The organism is Corticicoccus populi, assembly GCF_042686195.1.
Lineage (GTDB): Bacteria > Bacillota > Bacilli > Staphylococcales > Salinicoccaceae > Corticicoccus > Corticicoccus populi.
Map to the genome: position 1 here is coordinate 243,162 of NZ_JBHUOQ010000001.1, position 18,063 is coordinate 261,224.

15 protein-coding genes are annotated in these 18,063 nt (G+C 41.3%); all 15 read left to right on the top strand.

Annotation, left to right across the window (positions count from 1 at the left end; translation table 11 throughout):
* Positions 1-17 precede the first annotated feature (17 nt).
* Complete coding sequence (gene accD / locus ACFSX4_RS01360) at positions 18-872, top strand: acetyl-CoA carboxylase, carboxyltransferase subunit beta (protein ID WP_377773405.1); 855 nt, start codon at positions 18-20, stop codon at positions 870-872.
* Positions 872-1,825, top strand: a complete 954-nt coding sequence (locus ACFSX4_RS01365; RefSeq protein WP_377770792.1) for an acetyl-CoA carboxylase carboxyltransferase subunit alpha — start codon at positions 872-874, stop codon at positions 1,823-1,825. The genes accD and ACFSX4_RS01365 overlap by 1 nt, the downstream gene beginning before the upstream one ends.
* Positions 1,826-1,933: 108 nt before the next feature.
* On the top strand, positions 1,934-2,893 hold the full coding sequence (pfkA, locus tag ACFSX4_RS01370; RefSeq protein ID WP_377770794.1) for a 6-phosphofructokinase: 960 nt from the start codon (positions 1,934-1,936) through the stop codon (positions 2,891-2,893).
* 13 nt (positions 2,894-2,906) lie between these two features.
* Entirely contained in the window at positions 2,907-4,667 is a 1,761-nt protein-coding gene (gene pyk, locus ACFSX4_RS01375) for a pyruvate kinase (protein WP_377770796.1), read from the top strand.
* A 151-nt stretch (positions 4,668-4,818) separates the two neighbouring features.
* On the top strand, positions 4,819-5,616 hold the full coding sequence (locus ACFSX4_RS01380) for a hypothetical protein (RefSeq protein WP_377770798.1): 798 nt from the start codon (positions 4,819-4,821) through the stop codon (positions 5,614-5,616).
* 224 nt (positions 5,617-5,840) lie between these two features.
* The gene (locus tag ACFSX4_RS01385) at positions 5,841-6,956 is read left to right on the top strand and encodes a citrate synthase (RefSeq protein WP_377770800.1); all 1,116 of its coding nucleotides are present in this window, start codon (positions 5,841-5,843) and stop codon (positions 6,954-6,956) included.
* 34 nt (positions 6,957-6,990) lie between these two features.
* On the top strand, positions 6,991-8,259 hold the full coding sequence (gene icd / locus ACFSX4_RS01390) for an NADP-dependent isocitrate dehydrogenase (RefSeq protein ID WP_377770802.1): 1,269 nt from the start codon (positions 6,991-6,993) through the stop codon (positions 8,257-8,259).
* 14 nt (positions 8,260-8,273) lie between these two features.
* Positions 8,274-9,212, top strand: a complete 939-nt coding sequence (gene mdh, locus ACFSX4_RS01395) for a malate dehydrogenase (RefSeq protein WP_377773407.1) — start codon at positions 8,274-8,276, stop codon at positions 9,210-9,212.
* Between the two features lie 87 nt (positions 9,213-9,299).
* A complete protein-coding gene (locus ACFSX4_RS01400; protein ID WP_377770804.1) occupies positions 9,300-10,865 on the top strand; it encodes an AbgT family transporter in 1,566 nt (521 codons plus the stop codon).
* A 96-nt stretch (positions 10,866-10,961) separates the two neighbouring features.
* Complete coding sequence (gene polA / locus ACFSX4_RS01405) at positions 10,962-13,559, top strand: DNA polymerase I (protein WP_377770806.1); 2,598 nt, start codon at positions 10,962-10,964, stop codon at positions 13,557-13,559.
* A gap of 8 nt (positions 13,560-13,567) precedes the next feature.
* Positions 13,568-14,431 carry a bifunctional DNA-formamidopyrimidine glycosylase/DNA-(apurinic or apyrimidinic site) lyase gene (mutM, locus tag ACFSX4_RS01410; RefSeq protein ID WP_377770808.1) on the top strand — a complete coding sequence of 288 codons (864 nt, stop codon included), beginning with the start codon at positions 13,568-13,570 and terminating at the stop codon, positions 14,429-14,431.
* A gap of 8 nt (positions 14,432-14,439) precedes the next feature.
* Entirely contained in the window at positions 14,440-15,024 is a 585-nt protein-coding gene (coaE, locus tag ACFSX4_RS01415) for a dephospho-CoA kinase (RefSeq protein WP_377770810.1), read from the top strand.
* A gap of 118 nt (positions 15,025-15,142) precedes the next feature.
* Positions 15,143-16,150, top strand: coding sequence for a glyceraldehyde-3-phosphate dehydrogenase (locus tag ACFSX4_RS01420; protein WP_377770812.1), 1,008 nt, complete (start codon positions 15,143-15,145; stop codon positions 16,148-16,150).
* 132 nt (positions 16,151-16,282) lie between these two features.
* Positions 16,283-16,756, top strand: a complete 474-nt coding sequence (gene nrdR, locus ACFSX4_RS01425) for a transcriptional regulator NrdR (protein ID WP_377770814.1) — start codon at positions 16,283-16,285, stop codon at positions 16,754-16,756.
* Positions 16,737-18,062 (top strand): replication initiation and membrane attachment family protein, encoded by a 1,326-nt coding sequence (locus tag ACFSX4_RS01430; RefSeq protein WP_377770816.1) that lies wholly within the window; start codon positions 16,737-16,739, stop codon positions 18,060-18,062. The genes nrdR and ACFSX4_RS01430 overlap by 20 nt, the downstream gene beginning before the upstream one ends.
* The last annotated feature ends 1 nt before the right edge of the window (position 18,063 follow it).

Below are 18,063 nucleotides of genomic sequence, written 5' to 3' on the forward strand. Positions count from 1 at the left end.
AATATATGGAATCAAATATGCTGAAGGATTTATTCTTCAAACTCAATAAAAAAAGAAATGAAAAAAGTGATACTGACGGTGTGTTTGAAAAAACTGAAACCATAATGACCAAGTGTCCAAGCTGTAAAAAAATACTATATTCGAAAGAATTGTATAAACGGCTGAATGTATGCTCAAACTGTGGACATCATCTGCCGATTTCAAGTACAGAGCGGATGGAAGCTCTGCTTGATGACGGTTCAAGTATCCCTTTATTCGAAAATGTGACTTCAGGAAATCCTTTGGATTTTCCAAACTATGAAGAAAAAATCGAAAAAGATAAAGAGAAAACCGGACTCAATGAGGCGGTTATCGTACACGAGGGAACGATTGATGGAACAGGAGTCGTCGTTGCGATTATGGATCCGCGTTTTAGAATGGGCAGTATGGGCAGTGCCGTCGGCGAGAAGCTTGCGCGGGCATTTGAACATGCTGTGGAGAACAAACTGCCTGTGATTGTATTCACAGCAAGCGGCGGTGCACGGATGCAGGAAGGTATCGTTTCTTTAATGCAGATGGCAAAAGTCAGTGTTGCGATTGAGCGTCATAATCAGGCGGGACTTTTATATGTTGCCTATATGACAAATCCGACAACAGGCGGTGTATCTGCAAGTTTTGCATCCGTCGGTGATATTAACCTGGCGGAAACAGGAGCGATGATCGGCTTTGCCGGACGTCGTGTCATCGAGGAAACGATTAAAGAAAAGCTTCCTGATGATTTCCAGACAGCTGAGTTTCTGGAAAAACACGGACAGCTGGACCGTGTGATTAACCGCTTGGAAATGAAAGAATATCTCGGTAAAATTCTTAAGATGCACAGTGAGGTGAAATAATGAATTTTGATTTTGAGAAGCCCCTCAGAGAGCTGGAAGAAAAAATAAAAGAGCTTGAAAAGTATGCATCTAAAAATAAGCTGGATCTGGCAAAAGAAATCAGTTTTCTTGAAAATAAGCTGGAAGATAAGCGGAAAGAAATTTATTCGAATCTGACACCGTGGCAGCGTGTAGAAATCGCACGTTTTATCAAACGGCCGACGACGATTGAATTTATAGAAGCTTTATTTGATGATTTTGTGGAATTTTTCGGAGACCGTGTATACAGTGATGATAAGGCAGTGATTGGTGGAATTGCTACATATAAAGGAACACCTGTTACTGTAATCGGCCATCAGCGCGGCCGTGATACAAAAGATAATATTGAAAGAAATTTCGGTATGGCACATCCTGACGGCTACAGAAAAGCACTTCGTCTAATGAAACAGGCGGACAAATTCAACCGTCCAATTATCTGCTTTATCGATACTAAAGGTGCATATCCGGGTAAAGCGGCAGAAGAACGCGGGCAGAGTGAATCTATCGCAAGGAATTTAGTTGAGATGGCGGGATTGAAAGTACCTGTTATCAGTATTGTCATCGGTGAGGGCGGTTCCGGAGGTGCACTGGCACTCGGCGTCTGCAACCGTTTATTAATGCTTGAAAATGCAACGTATTCAGTCATTTCACCGGAAGGTGCTGCGAGTATTTTATTTAAAGATGCATCTTTAAAAGAGATTGCGGCGGAATCATTAAAGATTACAGCCAATGATTTGAAGGAACTCGGTGTCGCTGACAGTGTGATTAAAGAGCCTTACGGCGGTGCACATCATGATAAGGCGTTTGTTTTTAAAAGTCTGGATGAAACGTTAAATGATAATTTGACAGAATTATTGAAGCTTTCAAAAGATGAGCTTGTGGAAGACCGCTATCAGAAATATATGTCTATCGGAAAATATGAAGAGCAGTCGTAATATGACTGTTCTTTTTTCACGGTAAAACGTTTTCGTAATGGCTGATTATGGAATGAAATGCCGAGTTATGCTATTTTAAAGGTATAGAAATTGATACGGAGGTCACTCATGAAGAAAATTGCAGTATTAACTAGCGGTGGAGACGCACCTGGAATGAATGCTGCCATACGCTCAGTCGTTAGAAAAAGCATATTTGAAGGCTTTGAAGTATATGGTGTGTTTCAAGGGTATCAAGGATTAATCAATGATAATATTAAACAGCTTGAACTTGGTGATGTCGGTGATATCATCCAGCGCGGCGGGACAAAGTTGTATTCGGCCCGCTGTCCTGAATTTAAGACACCGGAAGTACGTCAAAAAGGGATTGAAAACTTAAAAAAACGCGGTATCGATTCTTTAGTGGTTATCGGCGGCGACGGCAGTTACCGCGGTGCCCAGCGTTTAAATGAAGAGGGCATTAATACCATCGGTGTTCCGGGAACGATAGATAATGATATTAACGGAACAGACTATACAATCGGTTTTGATACAGCATTAAATACAATTATTGATGCGGTCGATAGAATCCGCGACACAGCAACCAGCCATGAACGGACATTCATCATTGAAGTGATGGGGCGTGATGCGGGTGATCTGGCACTTTGGGCCGGGGTTGCCGGTGGTGCTGAAACCATCTTAATTCCTGAATCAAAGACAGACATTAAAGCTGTTGCTGAACGTATCGAGGCAGGTATGAGCCGTGGTAAGAAACACTCAATTATTATTGTTGCTGAAGGTGTGATGAGTGCGGCGGAATGCGGCGATGAGCTGCGCAAATACATCAATGTGGATACAAGAGAAAGTGTACTCGGACATATGCAGCGCGGTGGTAAGCCGACAGGATCGGACCGTGTACTGGCATCAAGATTAGGTGCTTATGCGGTGGACTTATTGAAAGATAATATTTCAGGGTACGCAGTCGGTCTTGAGAAAAATGAAATGTCAAAAACGAGTTTTGATGAAGTGTTCCAAAAAGAGCATGTGATTAATGAAAAGCTATATCAGTTGTCAAAAGAGTTATCAATTTAGGAGGAAAATTAGAATGCGAAATACAAAAATCGTTTGTACAATCGGTCCTGCGTCTGAAGCACCGGAAAAATTAGAGCAGTTAATGATAGAGGGTATGAATGTTGCCCGTCTGAACTTCTCACACGGGGATCATGAAGAGCATAAAGGACGGATTGATAATATCCGTAAAGTAGCAGAGAAACTTGATAAAAATATCGGTATTCTGCTTGATACAAAAGGTCCCGAAATCAGAACACACAATATGACAGGCGGTGCTGTCGAACTGTCAAAAGGTACTGACATTATTGTATCCATGGACGAAGTGGAAGGTACTGCTGAAAAATTCTCTATCACATATCAGGAGTTGATTGATGATGTGGATGCCGGCAACCGTATTTTACTGGATGACGGTTTAATTGAACTTGAAGTGACAAGTATTTCGAAAGAAAAAAATGAAATCTACTGTAAAGTTTTAAATGACGGCGTTTTAAAAAATAAAAAAGGAGTCAATGTCCCTGGTGTATCTGTAAAACTTCCTGGTATTACTGAAAAGGACCGTGCAGATATCATTTTCGGTATCGGTGAAGGCGTTGACTTTATCGCAGCAAGTTTCATCAGAAGAAACAGTGATGTTCTTGAAATCAGAGAGCTTCTTGAAGAGTATAATGCAGGACACATCGGCATTATTCCTAAAATCGAAAATCAGGAAGGTATCGACAACATTGACAGTATCCTTGATGTTTCCGACGGTTTAATGGTTGCAAGAGGGGATCTTGGTGTTGAAATCCCGCCTGAATCCGTACCAATGGTTCAGAAAGATTTGATTAAGAAATGTAACTATTTAGGTAAACCTGTAATTACAGCAACACAGATGCTTGACTCCATGCAGGTGAACCCGAGATGTACACGTGCAGAAGCAAGTGATGTTGCGAATGCGATTTATGATGGAACAGATGCAGTAATGCTGAGTGGAGAGACTGCAGCGGGTGATTATCCTGTCGAAGCTGTCCGTACGATGACTTCAATCGCTAATTCAGCAGAAGCGGCACAGGATTATAAAAAATTACTGTCCGAGCGTACAAAAACCCAGCAGCCGAACCTGGTAACAGCGATTGGTGTTTCTGTTGCCCACACAGCATTGAATTTGAACTGTAAGGCGATTATCGCTGCAACAGAGTCCGGTCATACCGGTAAAATGATTTCCAAATACCGTCCGCATGCAGATATTATTGCGGTGACACCGCATGAGCATGTTGCAAGACATCTGGCGCTCGTTTGGGGCGTACATCCGATTGTGACTGACGGTACGAAAAATACAGACCATCTGTTAAATACTTCTGTGACTGCAACTATTGATAAAGGTTATGCAGGTTATGGAGACTTATTAATCATTACAGCAGGTGTACCGACTGGTAAATCAGGATCTACAAACCTGATGAAGCTTCATGTAGTGGGCGATGTACTCGTTAAAGCACAGGGTATCGGCCGCAGAAGTACAGTGGCAGAATCAGTGGTTGTTCATTCTGCAAAAGATTTAAAAGATAAGAACGTTGAAGGCAAAATCGTAGTTGTACAGTCTGTAGAGCCTGAATATACTGAGAGCCTTGAAAAAGCAGCAGGTCTTGTGACAGTTGAAGGCGGACTGACGAGCCACGGTGCAATCGTCGGTTTGAATATCGGTCTTCCGACTATTGTCGGTGCTGAGAATGCACTGGATGTAATCACTGACGGTATGCTTGTTACAATTGATTCAGAGCAGGGAGCTATTTATAACGGCCACGCGAACGTGCTGTAATATAATATTTGTTAATAAAAATTAAGAAGGCTGTGGAAATTTCACAGTCTTTTTATTTTTGATAAATGAAGTATTTTCCAAGAAGCGTTCTGCATGGTTAGTGTTGCAAATGAATTCATTACATTTGTATAATGAGAGTGAGGTGCATATTATGAAAAGATACTTAGTACTAATGTTTTTAACAGCCGGGGTATTGGCGGCGTGTAATAATGAGCCGGTTGAAGAAACCACTGAAGAGGAAACACCCGCTGAAGAAACGGATAATCAAAGTAATACTGATTCCGAGGCTGAAGAAGAAAGCGGCGAAAGCGATGAAGGCAGTGACGAAAGCAGTGAGAATACGGATGTTGATTTAACGGCAGAGGGAATTATAGATGAATCGATCCGTCAGTACGGAGATACATTGAGCTATGAAATGAGGCACAATTATGTAATTTCAAGTGGAGATGACGAAGAGGAAATCCGGTTGATTACGACACGCAGCGACCAAAATGAACTGAAAGTGGACGTGAATACACCGGATGATACATTTTCACATTACATTATTGAAGGGGAGCATTTTATTTATATTGATGGTGATTTTGAGTTCCAGGAAGAAGACGTTGATATTTCAGGTTCATCCTACGGGGATATTGTTTCAGGTCTGGAACCATTCAAAGATGCATCATTTTCTGAAACTGAAGACGGCTATGTTTTGACAAAAACAATAGAAAATGATGAGGCGTTTGCCGAGCTTCTGCCTGAAGAGCTGATTTCTGAAATTCCGGAAGGCGGAGCGGAAGGGACGATTGAACTGCTGTTTAATAATGACTTCCAATTTAATGGATCGAATCTCGATGTAACTCTGGAAGAAGACGGAGAGACTTATCAATTAACGTCAAATAGCACTATCCGCGGTGTCGGGACACTTGATGTGATTGAAAAACCAAACGGTATGTCAGAGCAATAAGTTTATCTTATGAAATGATATAAGATAATTAACTCTTTGTTATAACGGACCCGGGAAGTATGTTATGCTGTGAATACCCTTTATTTAAAGGGCTTTCACAGTATAAAAGTGGATATTTACATGCTGCAGTATAACGTTTTGCTTTTGTTCACAAAAAGTCATAATTTGATATAATGTAGTTAACATTCATATTTTAGTGATGAAATTTCAGAGGAGGATATTTTATGTCTCAAAAGAAAGGTTTAGAGGGGATTGTGGTTGCTGACTCCCGTATCAGTTCAATTATCGGGTCACAGCTCACATATTGCGGTTATGAAATTGATGACCTTGCGGAGAATGCATTGTTTGAAGAAGTTGTTTATTTATTATGGAATGACCGCCTGCCGAACCAGCAGGAACTTAAAGAGTTCAGTGATAAATTATTTGAATTAATGAATTTAGATGAAAGAATTTACGATCATTTTAAAAATTATCCGATTGAATCTGTGCATCCAATGACTGCACTGCGTACTGCATTGTCATTCACAGCACATTTTGATGCGAATGCCGAGAATACTTCAGATGCTGCCCAGAAAGAGAAGGCATTGAGAATTCAGGCACAGCTTCCGGCACTCGTGGCATCATTTGCCCGTGTCCGCAATAATCAGGAAGTAATCAAACCTAAAAAAGGATTGAGCTATGCTGCGAATTTCCTGTATATGCTGAATGGTGAAACACCGACAGACGTACAGGAAGAAGCGATGAATAAAGTACTTGTACTGCAGGCAGATCACGAGTTGAATGCTTCTACATTCACGGCCCGTGTGTGTGTGGCAACTGAATCAGATATTTACTCAGGCATTACTGCTGCAATCGGCGCATTAAAAGGTCCACTGCACGGCGGAGCAAACGAACAGGTGATGAACATGCTGAAAGAAGTCGGCTCACTTGATCAGGTTGATGCGTATATTCAAAAGAAAATTGACAACAAAGAAAAGATTATGGGTATCGGTCACAGAGTTTATAAAGAAGGCGACCCGCGTGCCAAGTATTTGAAACATATGTCGAAGAAGCTGACAGAAGAAAACGGTGAAGGCGAGCTGTTTGAGATTTCCAAGAGAATCGCTGAAATCGTTGAAAAGGAAAAAGGTCTTCTTCCGAATGTTGATTTCTACAGTGCAACTGTTTATCATTCACTTGGAATTTCTTCAGATCTATTCACACCAATTTTCGCAATGAGCCGTGCTTCAGGCTGGACAGCGCACATTTTAGAACAGTATGCAGATAACAGACTGATTCGTCCAAGAGCTGAATATGTCGGTGCAACAGGAAGAAAATACGAAGCAATTGAAAACAGATAATCTATTGATAATAATTTTTGGAGGTATTTTATAAATGGCAAGTGAAAAAATTCAAACTCAAAACGGTGAACTTACAGTTCCAAATCATCCGGTTATTCCATTTATCGAAGGGGACGGAATTGGTCCTGACATCTGGAAAGCATCTCAAAGAGTATTAGACGGAGCGGTTGAAAAAGCATATAACGGCGAAAAGAAAATTGACTGGAAAGAAGTATATGCAGGACAAAAAGCATATGACCAGACAGGTGAATGGCTGCCGCAGGCAACACTTGATACAATCGATGAATATTTACTTGCGATTAAAGGTCCTTTGACAACACCAATCGGTGGTGGAATCCGTTCATTAAATGTGGCACTTCGCCAGGAGCTGGATTTATTTACGTGTCTGCGTCCCGTAAGATATTTTGATGGTGTTCCTTCACCGTTAAAACGTCCTGAGGATACTGATATGGTTATCTTCCGTGAGAATACTGAAGATATTTATGCTGGTATTGAATTCCAGGAAGGTACTGAAGAAGTGAAAAAAGTGATTAACTTCCTTCAGGATGAAATGGGTGCCAAAAATATCCGTTTCCCTGAAACTTCCGGTATCGGTATTAAGCCTGTATCAAAAGAAGGTACAGAACGTCTTGTGCGTGCAGCGATTAACTATGCGATTGAGCACAAACGTCCTTCAGTTACACTGGTTCATAAAGGGAATATCATGAAATTTACAGAAGGCGGCTTTAAAGCATGGGGCTATGACCTTGCGGAAAGAGAATTCGGCGATAAAGTATTTACATGGAAAGAATACGATAAAATCGTTGAGCAGGAAGGCAGAGAAGCTGCGGATAAAGTTCAAAGCGAAGCTGAAGCGGCAGGTAAAATCATCGTGAAAGATTCAATCGCGGATATCTTCTTGCAGCAGATTTTAACACGCCCGAAAGAATTCGGCGTTGTTGCGACAATGAACTTAAACGGAGACTATATCTCTGATGCACTTGCAGCGCAGGTCGGCGGAATCGGTATTGCACCGGGTGCGAACATCAACTATGAAACAGGACATGCAATCTTTGAAGCGACTCATGGTACAGCACCTAAATATGCCGGTCTTGACAAAGTGAATCCTTCATCAGTTATTTTATCAGGTGTATTACTTCTTGAGCATATCGGATGGCAGGAAGCAGCGGATCTGATTACTAAGTCAATGGAGAAAACAATTGCATCCAAAGTAGTAACATATGACTTTGCACGTCTAATGGATGGTGCAACTGAAGTGAAATGTTCTGAGTTTGGTGATGAACTGATTAAAAACATGGATTAATAATTTAAGGAGTGATTCTTTTGACCAGAAAGAAAATATCAGTTATCGGTGCCGGTTTTACCGGTGCGACGACTGCTTTTATCGCAGCTTCAAAAGAACTGGGTGATGTTGTCCTTGTAGATATCCCGCAGGTGGAAAAACCGACACAGGGGAAGGCACTTGATATGCTTGAGGCAATGCCTGTCCTCGGGACTGATTCGAAAGTGACAGGTACGAGTGATTACAGTGACACAAAAGATTCTGATATAGTGATTATCACTGCCGGTATCGCAAGAAAGCCGGGAATGAGCAGGGATGATCTGGTACAGACCAATCAGAAAGTGATGCAGTCAGTGACGAAGGAAGTGGTTAAACATTCTCCGGATACCACTATACTGGTACTGACAAACCCTGTAGACGCTATGACTTATACCGTTTATAAAGAGTCAGGTCTGCCGAAAGAAAAAGTAATCGGACAGTCCGGTGTCCTCGATACGGCACGTTTTTGTACTTTTGTAGCAGAAGAACTGAATGTTTCTGTAAAAGACGTCAAAGGTTTCGTTCTTGGCGGTCACGGTGATGACATGGTTCCTTTAATCCGTTATTCAAGTGTCGGTGGTGTTCCGCTCGATAAACTTCTCGATGACGAAACGATTTCCGGAATTGTTGAACGTACACGAAAAGGCGGAGCGGAAATTGTTGGACTGCTTGGTAACGGTTCTGCATACTATGCACCTGCAGCGGCACTTGTACAGATGGCAGAAGCGATTTTAAAAGACCAGAAACGACTGCTTCCGGCGATTGCACTTCTTGACGGTGAATATGGTTATAATGATGTGTATCTCGGAGTGCCGACGATTTTAGGTGAGAACGGTATCGAGAAAATTGTTGAACTTGATTTAACAGACTCGGAAAAAGCTGAACTTCAAGTGTCGAAAGAATCCGTTGAAAAAGTTATGAAGGTTTTAAAATAGTATTGCGAAAATTATAAACCCTACGTATAATAAACAGTCGTCTGAATATTTCAGACGGCTTTATTTATTTTGGGAGGTAAGTTAAAAATGGAAAGTGGTAGAAAGAAAAATGGTCTCTTCCAAAAATTTCTGGATTTTGTAGAATGGCTCGGTAATAAACTGCCGCATCCAATCACATTGTTCGCTTTACTTGCAGGGATTACATTAATCGCTTCTGCAGTTTTTTCAATGTTTGAAATTGAAGTGGAGCATCCAGGGGAAGACGGCGGAACAGTAACAGTCAATAATTTATTAAACAGTGAAGGTATTAATTATATTTTCTTAAATATGACTGATAATTTCATCAATTTTGCACCGCTCGGAGTAGTACTGGTGACAATGCTTGGTATCGGTATTGCCGAACGTTCAGGATTAATCAGTGCAGCTTTGAGAGGATTTATCCTGTCAATTCCTAAGAATTTAATTACAGCAGGACTGGTATTTGCAGGTATTATGTCTTCAATTGCTACAGATGCAGGATATGTTGTACTGCCGCCTTTAGGTGCAGTGATTTATCTGGCGCTCGGCAGACACCCGCTTGCCGGTCTGGCAGCAGCTTTTGCCGGGGTCTCGGCTGGATTCTCTGCGAATCTGCTGCTAAGCGGTACTGACGCAATGCTTGCAGGATTAACAATTGATGCAGTCAATATGATTGACCCTGCCTATGCTGAAGGTATGAATATTGCGATGAACTGGTTCTTTATCGCAGCAAGTGTATTTTTACTGACGTTTGTCGGCTGGTTTGTATCGGATAAGATAGTTGAACCGCGTCTTGGAAGTTTCAGTGCCGGAGATTCAGATGATCCAACTGTAAACGATGAAGACATGAACGGCCTGCAGCCGATTGAGAAAAAAGGTCTCATTGCTGCAGGAATCTCAATTGTAGTCAGTGTGATTTTAGCAGCGCTGCTTGTTGCACTGCCAAATTCTCCGATGCGTGGTGCGGATGAAATCGGCAGTTATCTTGATACAATCATTCAGTCACCATTCATGGATGCATTAGTGCCGATTATCACAATTTTATTCTTTATACCGGGTCTGGTATACGGTCTGGTTACGAAGAGTATTAAAAATGATAAGGATGTCGCGAATCAATTAACTGAAACGATGGCAACAATGGGAATGTTTATTGTGCTTGCATTTACAGCAGGACAGTTTGTTGCATTCTTTGCAGAATCTAATTTTGGTGTCATCATTGGTGTTTACGGTGCAGAAATACTTGAAGCTGTTAATATCAGTGGTATTCCGTTGTTAATTGGTTTCATGCTGGTAGTTGCTTTTGTTAATTTATTTATCGGGAGTGCAAGTGCGAAATGGGCGATGATGGCGCCGGTTTTTGTGCCGCTCTTAATGCAGTTCGGTTTTTCACCGGAACTGACAACAATGGCATACCGTGTTGCAGATTCTTCAACCAACATTATTACACCGTTAATGACGTATTTCGCAATCATCATTGCATTTGCTCAGAGATATGATAAAAATATCGGAATCGGAACACTGATTTCCGTCATGCTTCCGTACTCTATATTCTTCTTCATATTCTGGTCATTGATGCTGATTGTCTGGATGTGGATCGGCATACCGCTCGGACCGAACGCACCGGTTCATTACTAATAAGATTGACGCAGACTTTGTTCTGCGTCTTTTTTTGTTGGATTATCATTATATGCTAGGTATAATTAACTTGAAATGACTTTAGGAGCGTGACTCATGAATAAATTGATATTAATTGACGGAAACAGTATTGCATTCCGGGCGTTTTACGCACTGCCTCTGTTATCAAATCAAAGCGGTCTTCACACAAATGCATTATTCGGCTATGCCAGATTACTTGAAAAAATCATCGAAGATGAAGAACCGACACACTTTTTAGTCGCGTTTGATGCAGGAAAATCCACCTTCAGACATCAGGCATATAAAGAATATAAAGGCGGCAGACAGTCTACACCGCCGGAGCTCGGCGAGCAGTTTGCACCAATCAGGAAATTGATTGATGCCTACGGTATTAAACGCTATGAAGTGAGTGAATACGAAGCGGATGATATTATGGGGACGCTCAGCCGGATGGGTGATGAAGAAGGTTTTAAAACAATCATCATTACGGGTGATAAAGATTTAACGCAGCTCGCAAGTGAGCATACGGATGTTTACTTTACTAAAAAAGGAATCAGTGATATCGAAGTCTATACTCCGGATCATGTAAATGAAGTATACGGCTTAAAACCGCTGCAGATTATTGATCTTAAAGGATTGATGGGTGATAAGTCCGATAATATTCCCGGAGTGCCGGGTGTCGGCGAAAAAACAGCGCTTAAACTCCTTCACGCGTACGGCTCAGTGGAAGGTGTCTATGAAAACATTGATGCGGTCGGCGGCAAGAAGCTGAAAGAAAACCTTACAGAGAATAAAGACACCGCTTTAATGAGTAAAGAGCTTGCTACGATTTATCGTGAAGTACCGTTTGATTTCGATTTAGACAGCTTAAAATTTGATAAAGACAACAATGAAAAACATGCGATCTTTAAAGAATTTGAATTTAATTCACTCCTTGAAAACGTGGATGCTGAAGCGGCAGAGGAAAAAGAAGCATTTACAGACGAACTGACGGATGATTTAAGTGCTCTCGGCAAAAATATTTCACTGCATCTGGAAGTGCATGAGGATAATTATTTATTCAACGCACCAGAGTATGTGGCAGTCACTGACGGCAGTAAAACTTTTATCAGCAGGACAGAGGATGTGGACACTGATGAATTATTAAAGGTGCTGAATCACAGTGACACTGTCAACAGTTATGATATTAAACGTCAGATTGCACTGCTGAGTCACCTTGGAATTCAGTTTACAGATTTTACGAGTGATATTATGCTCGCAAGCTTCTTACTGGATCCGTCTAAAAAGATTATCGGTGTCAGTGAGACTGTTCAGGATTACGGTTTTTCAATAGACAGTGATGATTTCGTATACGGTAAAGGCAGAAATAAAAAAACACCGACGGAAGAAGAAATGATTTCTTTCCTAAATGATAAAGTGATGGCGGTGCATCAATCACTGCCGCTCGTTAAAGAGAAGCTCGAAAAAGATGAGATGCTTGAATTGTGGCAGGACCTGGAAATGCCTCTGTCTAAAGTACTCGCTGACATGGAACTCAGAGGTATTACCGTGGATGTATCACGTCTTAAAAGCATGCAGGAAGATATTGATGTGCGTTTAAAAGAAATAGAATCTCATATTTATGAGCTCGCGGGTGAAGAGTTTAACATTAATTCACCGAAACAGCTCGGTGTGATATTATTTGAGAAACTTGCCCTCCCGGTGATTAAAAAGACAAAGACTGGATATTCAACAGCTGTTGATGTTCTTGAGGCACTTTTAAATAAGCATGATATTATACAGTACCTGCTGGATTACAGAACGTTATCCAAACTACAGTCAACATATGTGGTCGGCCTGCAGAATGAAATTCGTGATGACTCAAGAATCCATACCCGTTTTAATCAGACGCTTGCTCAGACAGGACGTTTATCATCTGTAGAGCCGAACCTTCAAAATATCCCGATCCGGATTGAGGAAGGCAGGAAAATCAGACGCGCATTTGTCTCAAAAGATGATGACCATGTGCTTCTGGCACTTGACTATTCACAGATTGAACTGCGTGTTCTGGCGACAATTACCGGTGATGTGACCATGACTGAAGCTTTCAGCAGCGACACGGATATTCATACAAAGACTGCGATGGAAGTGTTCGGTGTCGAACATGATGAAGTGACATCATTGATGAGACGGAACGCAAAAGCGGTCAATTTCGGAATTGTCTACGGCATCAGTGATTATGGACTCAGTCAAAACCTTCATATTACGCGTAAAGAGGCTAAGGCATTCATAGATAATTATCTTGACTCTTTCCCGGAAGTGAAGCAGTTTATGAGTGATGTCGTTCAGGATGCAAAGCGTGACGGTTATGTTAAGACGCTGATGAACAGACGCAGATACATTCCTGATATTCAGAGCAGAAATTTCAACGCCAGAAGTTTCGCGGAACGAACAGCAATGAACTCTCCGATTCAGGGGAGCGCCGCGGATATCATTAAGCGCGCAATGGTAAAGTATGCAGAAGATGAAGCAGCACAAAAATTTAATGCGGAACTATTGCTGCAGATTCACGATGAATTGATATTTGATGTGCCGAAAGATGAAATTGAAGCATTTATTCCTGTGATTCAAAATATTATGGAACATGCGCTAGAATTGAAAGTGCCGTTAAAAGTAGACTACGGCTACGGCAAAGACTGGTACGAAGTGAAGTAGGTGGAAATATGCCGGAATTACCGGAAGTAGAATTAGTAAAAAGAGATTTGTCTGCGGTTGAAGGGCTCACTGTCGACGAAGTGACAGTATCCGATTATGTGACGTCAGGTCATGAAGCGGGCAGAAAAACAATTATTAAACAGCCTGTCCCTCTGTTTGTAGGGGAGATGACAGGTGCAGAAATCATTAAAGTGGGCAGACGCGGCAAATATTTGTATTTCATTCTTAAAAAGTTTGAGGAAACATATTATTTGATGAGTCATCTCGGAATGAGCGGCGGATATTTCCATGTCCGCTCATTCAATGATATTCAGGAATTAAATTACCGGAAGCACTGGCAGGTGCAGTTTACACTGTCTGACGGAACATTCCTTGTGTACAGTGACATCCGACGGTTCGGCGAAATGCAGGTGGTGCCTTCATTTTCAGCTTTTCTGCCGCTTTCTGCCATGGCTCCAGAATATACTGATGCTGCATCGAGAGAATATTTTCTGCACCAGCTGTCGAAAGATAAGTACCAGAACAAGCAGATTAAAGCAGTGATTATGGATGCAGGTGTGATTCCCGGTGTCGGTAATATTTACGCTTCTGAAAGTCTGTATAGTGCCGGAATTCTCCCGTCGAGAAAAGTGAGATACATTTCGAAGGCAAGATTAAACACATTATTTGATGAGATAGTCAATGTATTTGAACTGTCACTGTTAAACGGAGGTTCGACGATTTCAGATTATAGAAGTCTGTCCGGAAGTTCCGGTAAAATGCAGGACAGGTTCAATGTGTATCAGAAGAAAACATGTCCAAAGGGGCATGAGATAAAAACAAAAATCATAGCAGGCAGAAACACATTTTATTGTACAAGATGCCAGAAATAGGTGGACAGATGAATAAAGTAATTGGATTAACAGGCGGTATTGCGAGTGGTAAATCAACTGCTTCGGATTACATAAAATCCCAAGGGTACCCGGTACTCGACGCGGATATTTATTCCCGGAAAGCACTTGATAAAGGAATGCCGGGCTATAAGAAGGTGGTTGACCATTTCGGACGTGATATTCTGGATGAGAGCTTTGAGATTGACCGTAAAAAACTCGGTCAGATTATCTTTACTGATAAAAGTGAACGGGAAATGTTGAACAGTATTGTACATCCTGAAGTCCGAAGAATGATGAATGAGGATCAGACACGATTTTTGGAAGAATCCCATGTATTTTTGGATATTCCTTTGTTGTTTGAAAATGGACTGGATAAAAACTGTGACATTACAATTACTGTTTTTGTGAACAGTGATGTTCAGCTCGCACGTCTGATGGCAAGGAACCAATTATCGAAAGTGGATGCTAAGGCCCGGATCAACAGTCAGATGTCGCTTGAAGAAAAGAAAAAAAGAGCGACATATCAGTTTGACAACAATGGTTCAAAGACGGATTTGTATGCTCAGATTAATGATTTTCTAAACAGTCTGTAATCAAAAATACAGCGGATAAAAAAATTGAAAATAAAATCACAATATACGTTTTTAACTCCCTTTTAATGTGTTATACTAATTATGAAAAAGCATAACATATATATAAGGGAGTTTTTTTATGACAAAAGTTGCGATTAATGGTTTAGGTAGAATAGGAAGAATGGTGTTCCGTCTGATTGCAGATTCAGAACATCTTGAGCTTGCAGCGGTCAATGCAAGTTACCCTGCAGAAACTCTGGCACATTTGATTAATTATGACTCCACACACGGCAGATGGGAAAAAACTGTTGAAGCAAAAGGAAGCGCTTTATATGTGAACGGGAAAGAAATTAAAATTGTTTCTGACAGAGATCCGGCGAATCTGCCATGGAAAGAGCTTGAAGTAGATATTGTTTTTGAGGCGACAGGTAAATTCAACCACGGGGATAAAGCACAGGGACATCTTGATGCAGGTGCGAAAAAAGTGCTGCTCACCGGACCGTCAAAAGGCGGGAATGTACAGACTATTGTTATCGGAGCGAATGAAAGTGAACTTGATGTAAGCGGATACAATGTTTTTTCGAACGCTTCATGTACCACGAACTGTCTCGCACCGGTTGCAAAAGTGCTGAATGACTCATTCGGTATTGAAAGCGGCCTGATGACGACAGTACATGCTTACACAAATGATCAGAATACGCTGGATAATCCGCATAAAGATCTGCGCCGTGCCCGTACAGCATCAGACAGTATTATACCGACATCAACCGGAGCTGCGAAAGCGCTTGGGGTTGTTCTTCCGGAATTGAATGATAAACTGGACGGTCTGGCACTCCGTGTTCCGACACCGAACGTATCCCTTGTGGATCTCGTGGTGGACTTAAACAAAACAGTGACTGCAGAAGAAGTGAATGAAACATTTGAAAAGCATGCTGAAGGTAATCTGAAAGGGGTTCTCGGTGTGACATATGAACCGCTTGTATCAAAGGATTTTAATACCGATTCAAGAAGTGTCGTTATTGACGGCTCCCTTACGATGGTGATGCGTGATAATAAGGTCAAGGTTCTTGCATGGTATGACAATGAGTGGGGTTATTCTGTCAGAACTGTGGAACTCGCAAAAGCAATTGCGGAAGGTATGAAATAAAGTGTCTGCCCGGGATATACAAGGATATAGTTGTCTTTACAGACAGCTTTTATCTTATGTGTATCCCGGTTTTTATTATTAAGTCAGGATTTGTTATAATAGATAAGAAGATTAATTAAAGAGGTGAAGATTATGAAATGTCCTCAGTGCCAGCATGACAGCTCAAAAGTGATTGATTCAAGACATACTGATGAGATGTCGGCAATCAGAAGACGGCGGGAATGTGAGAAGTGCGGCTTTAGATTTACGACTTTTGAACGTGTTGAGTTAACACCTCTTGTGGTAGTAAAGAAAGACGGGACGAGGGAAGTATTTTCAAGGGAAAAAGTGCTGGACGGTCTTTTAAGGGCATGTGAAAAAAGAGCGATTCCGTACAGTGAACTTGAAAAACGGACGGATAATGTTGAAGCTGACTTGAGAAATTTAAATAAGGCGGAAGTGTCATCGAATGATATCGGTGAATGTGTAATGAAAGAATTAATTACACTTGATCAGGTGGCGTATGTGAGATTTGCGTCTGTATATAAGGAATTTAAAGATATCGACCAGTTGATGGATACGTTAAATCACCTTGCTGAAGGCAGGAATGAAGATGAACTTCAATGACAGATTAAAACCGAATACTGAATTTATAGTATATGCGCCGATGAGGCTGTCAGCGGATCATCATGAAGTGTTGAATCAGTTGTATTTACCGGTTCTTCAATCCGATACGCTGATGGCTTATTTATATTTACATGAGTCTACGGCGCATTATAAACCGTTGACTCATCGTTTTCACAAAGAAATCATGGATGCTCTGTCAATACCGCTGTCCGCATTTTCAGATATGCTTGAAAAGCTGGAAGGTATCGGGCTCATCCGGACATATGTGTCTAATAAAGACCACGATGATTTATTTGTATATGAACTTCTGAGTCCGATGTCTGCAGAAGCATTTTTTAAAGATCCGATGATGAGTATGTATTTACACGGCAGAATCGGTTCTGAGCAGTATAAAGAGAAAAGGAGCCGCCTGAGTTATCCGGCGCTCCCGGATGAAATTAGTGATGTGACACGGAAATTCACTGAAGTGTTCCGTCATAACGAAACGGATGAATTTGAACTGCCGTCAGAGGATTTTAAACGGGATGTGCAGTCAACAGGTGCCAACGTTGATATGGACGACTTTGATTTTGATGTACTCTATACGCATTTAAAAGGTACCAAGATTGATAAGAAATTCTTTAACAGAGATGTTAGAATGTTGATTGTAAAGCTGAGTGTACTGTTTAATTTAAATGCATATGATATGAAGATGATTTTATTGAATTCCACGAATCAATACCGGGGAATTGATAAAGAAAAATTGAAGTACGAAGCAAGAAGTTATTATCAGAAAGAATATAATAAACCGATGCCCGCTTTAACATCCGTCCGCCAAAAAGAACCGGATACAGAAGAGCATGCAGATGAAATGGGTTATATTACATCGTTAAACGGAATCAGTCCTGTGGACCGGCTGAACGATTTAAAATCTTTTTCGCCGAGTGACACGGATTTAAAACTGGTTACGGATATTATTGCGAATACGACACTTGAGAACGGCGTGATCAATGTCCTTCTCGAATACGTGTTTCAGATTCAGGAAGGGGAACTTCCTGTCCCTTATACAATGAAAATTGCAAGGGACTGGCAGAAGGCGGGATATCAGTCTGCAGAAGAAGCGTATCAGTCCATTATCGACTACAGGAAAGAACAGGAAAAAAGAAAGCGCGGGAAACCAGGCAGAGTCCGGGACGGCGAGAAGAAGCCGTATTGGATGGATAAAGAGAAAGCAAAAGATGCAGAACCTGTGAATTACAGCAGTCAGAAAACCGCAAAGGATGACCCGGAGCTGCAGAAGATGATCGATGAATTCAGAAAAAATTAGG

Excerpts from the sequence above, each read along its gene's own strand:
- accD (WP_377773405.1), top strand. The coding sequence starts at position 18 with ATGCTGAAGGATTTATTCTTCAAACTCAATAAAAAAAGAAATGAAAAA.
- ACFSX4_RS01365 (WP_377770792.1), top strand. The coding sequence starts at position 872 with ATGAATTTTGATTTTGAGAAGCCCCTCAGAGAGCTGGAAGAAAAAATA.
- pfkA (WP_377770794.1), top strand. The coding sequence starts at position 1,934 with ATGAAGAAAATTGCAGTATTAACTAGCGGTGGAGACGCACCTGGAATG.
- pyk (WP_377770796.1), top strand. The coding sequence starts at position 2,907 with ATGCGAAATACAAAAATCGTTTGTACAATCGGTCCTGCGTCTGAAGCA.
- ACFSX4_RS01380 (WP_377770798.1), top strand. The coding sequence starts at position 4,819 with ATGAAAAGATACTTAGTACTAATGTTTTTAACAGCCGGGGTATTGGCG.
- ACFSX4_RS01385 (WP_377770800.1), top strand. The coding sequence starts at position 5,841 with ATGTCTCAAAAGAAAGGTTTAGAGGGGATTGTGGTTGCTGACTCCCGT.
- icd (WP_377770802.1), top strand. The coding sequence starts at position 6,991 with ATGGCAAGTGAAAAAATTCAAACTCAAAACGGTGAACTTACAGTTCCA.
- ACFSX4_RS01400 (WP_377770804.1), top strand. The coding sequence starts at position 9,300 with ATGGAAAGTGGTAGAAAGAAAAATGGTCTCTTCCAAAAATTTCTGGAT.
- polA (WP_377770806.1), top strand. The coding sequence starts at position 10,962 with ATGAATAAATTGATATTAATTGACGGAAACAGTATTGCATTCCGGGCG.
- mutM (WP_377770808.1), top strand. The coding sequence starts at position 13,568 with ATGCCGGAATTACCGGAAGTAGAATTAGTAAAAAGAGATTTGTCTGCG.
- coaE (WP_377770810.1), top strand. The coding sequence starts at position 14,440 with ATGAATAAAGTAATTGGATTAACAGGCGGTATTGCGAGTGGTAAATCA.
- ACFSX4_RS01420 (WP_377770812.1), top strand. The coding sequence starts at position 15,143 with ATGACAAAAGTTGCGATTAATGGTTTAGGTAGAATAGGAAGAATGGTG.
- nrdR (WP_377770814.1), top strand. The coding sequence starts at position 16,283 with ATGAAATGTCCTCAGTGCCAGCATGACAGCTCAAAAGTGATTGATTCA.
- ACFSX4_RS01430 (WP_377770816.1), top strand. The coding sequence starts at position 16,737 with ATGAAGATGAACTTCAATGACAGATTAAAACCGAATACTGAATTTATA.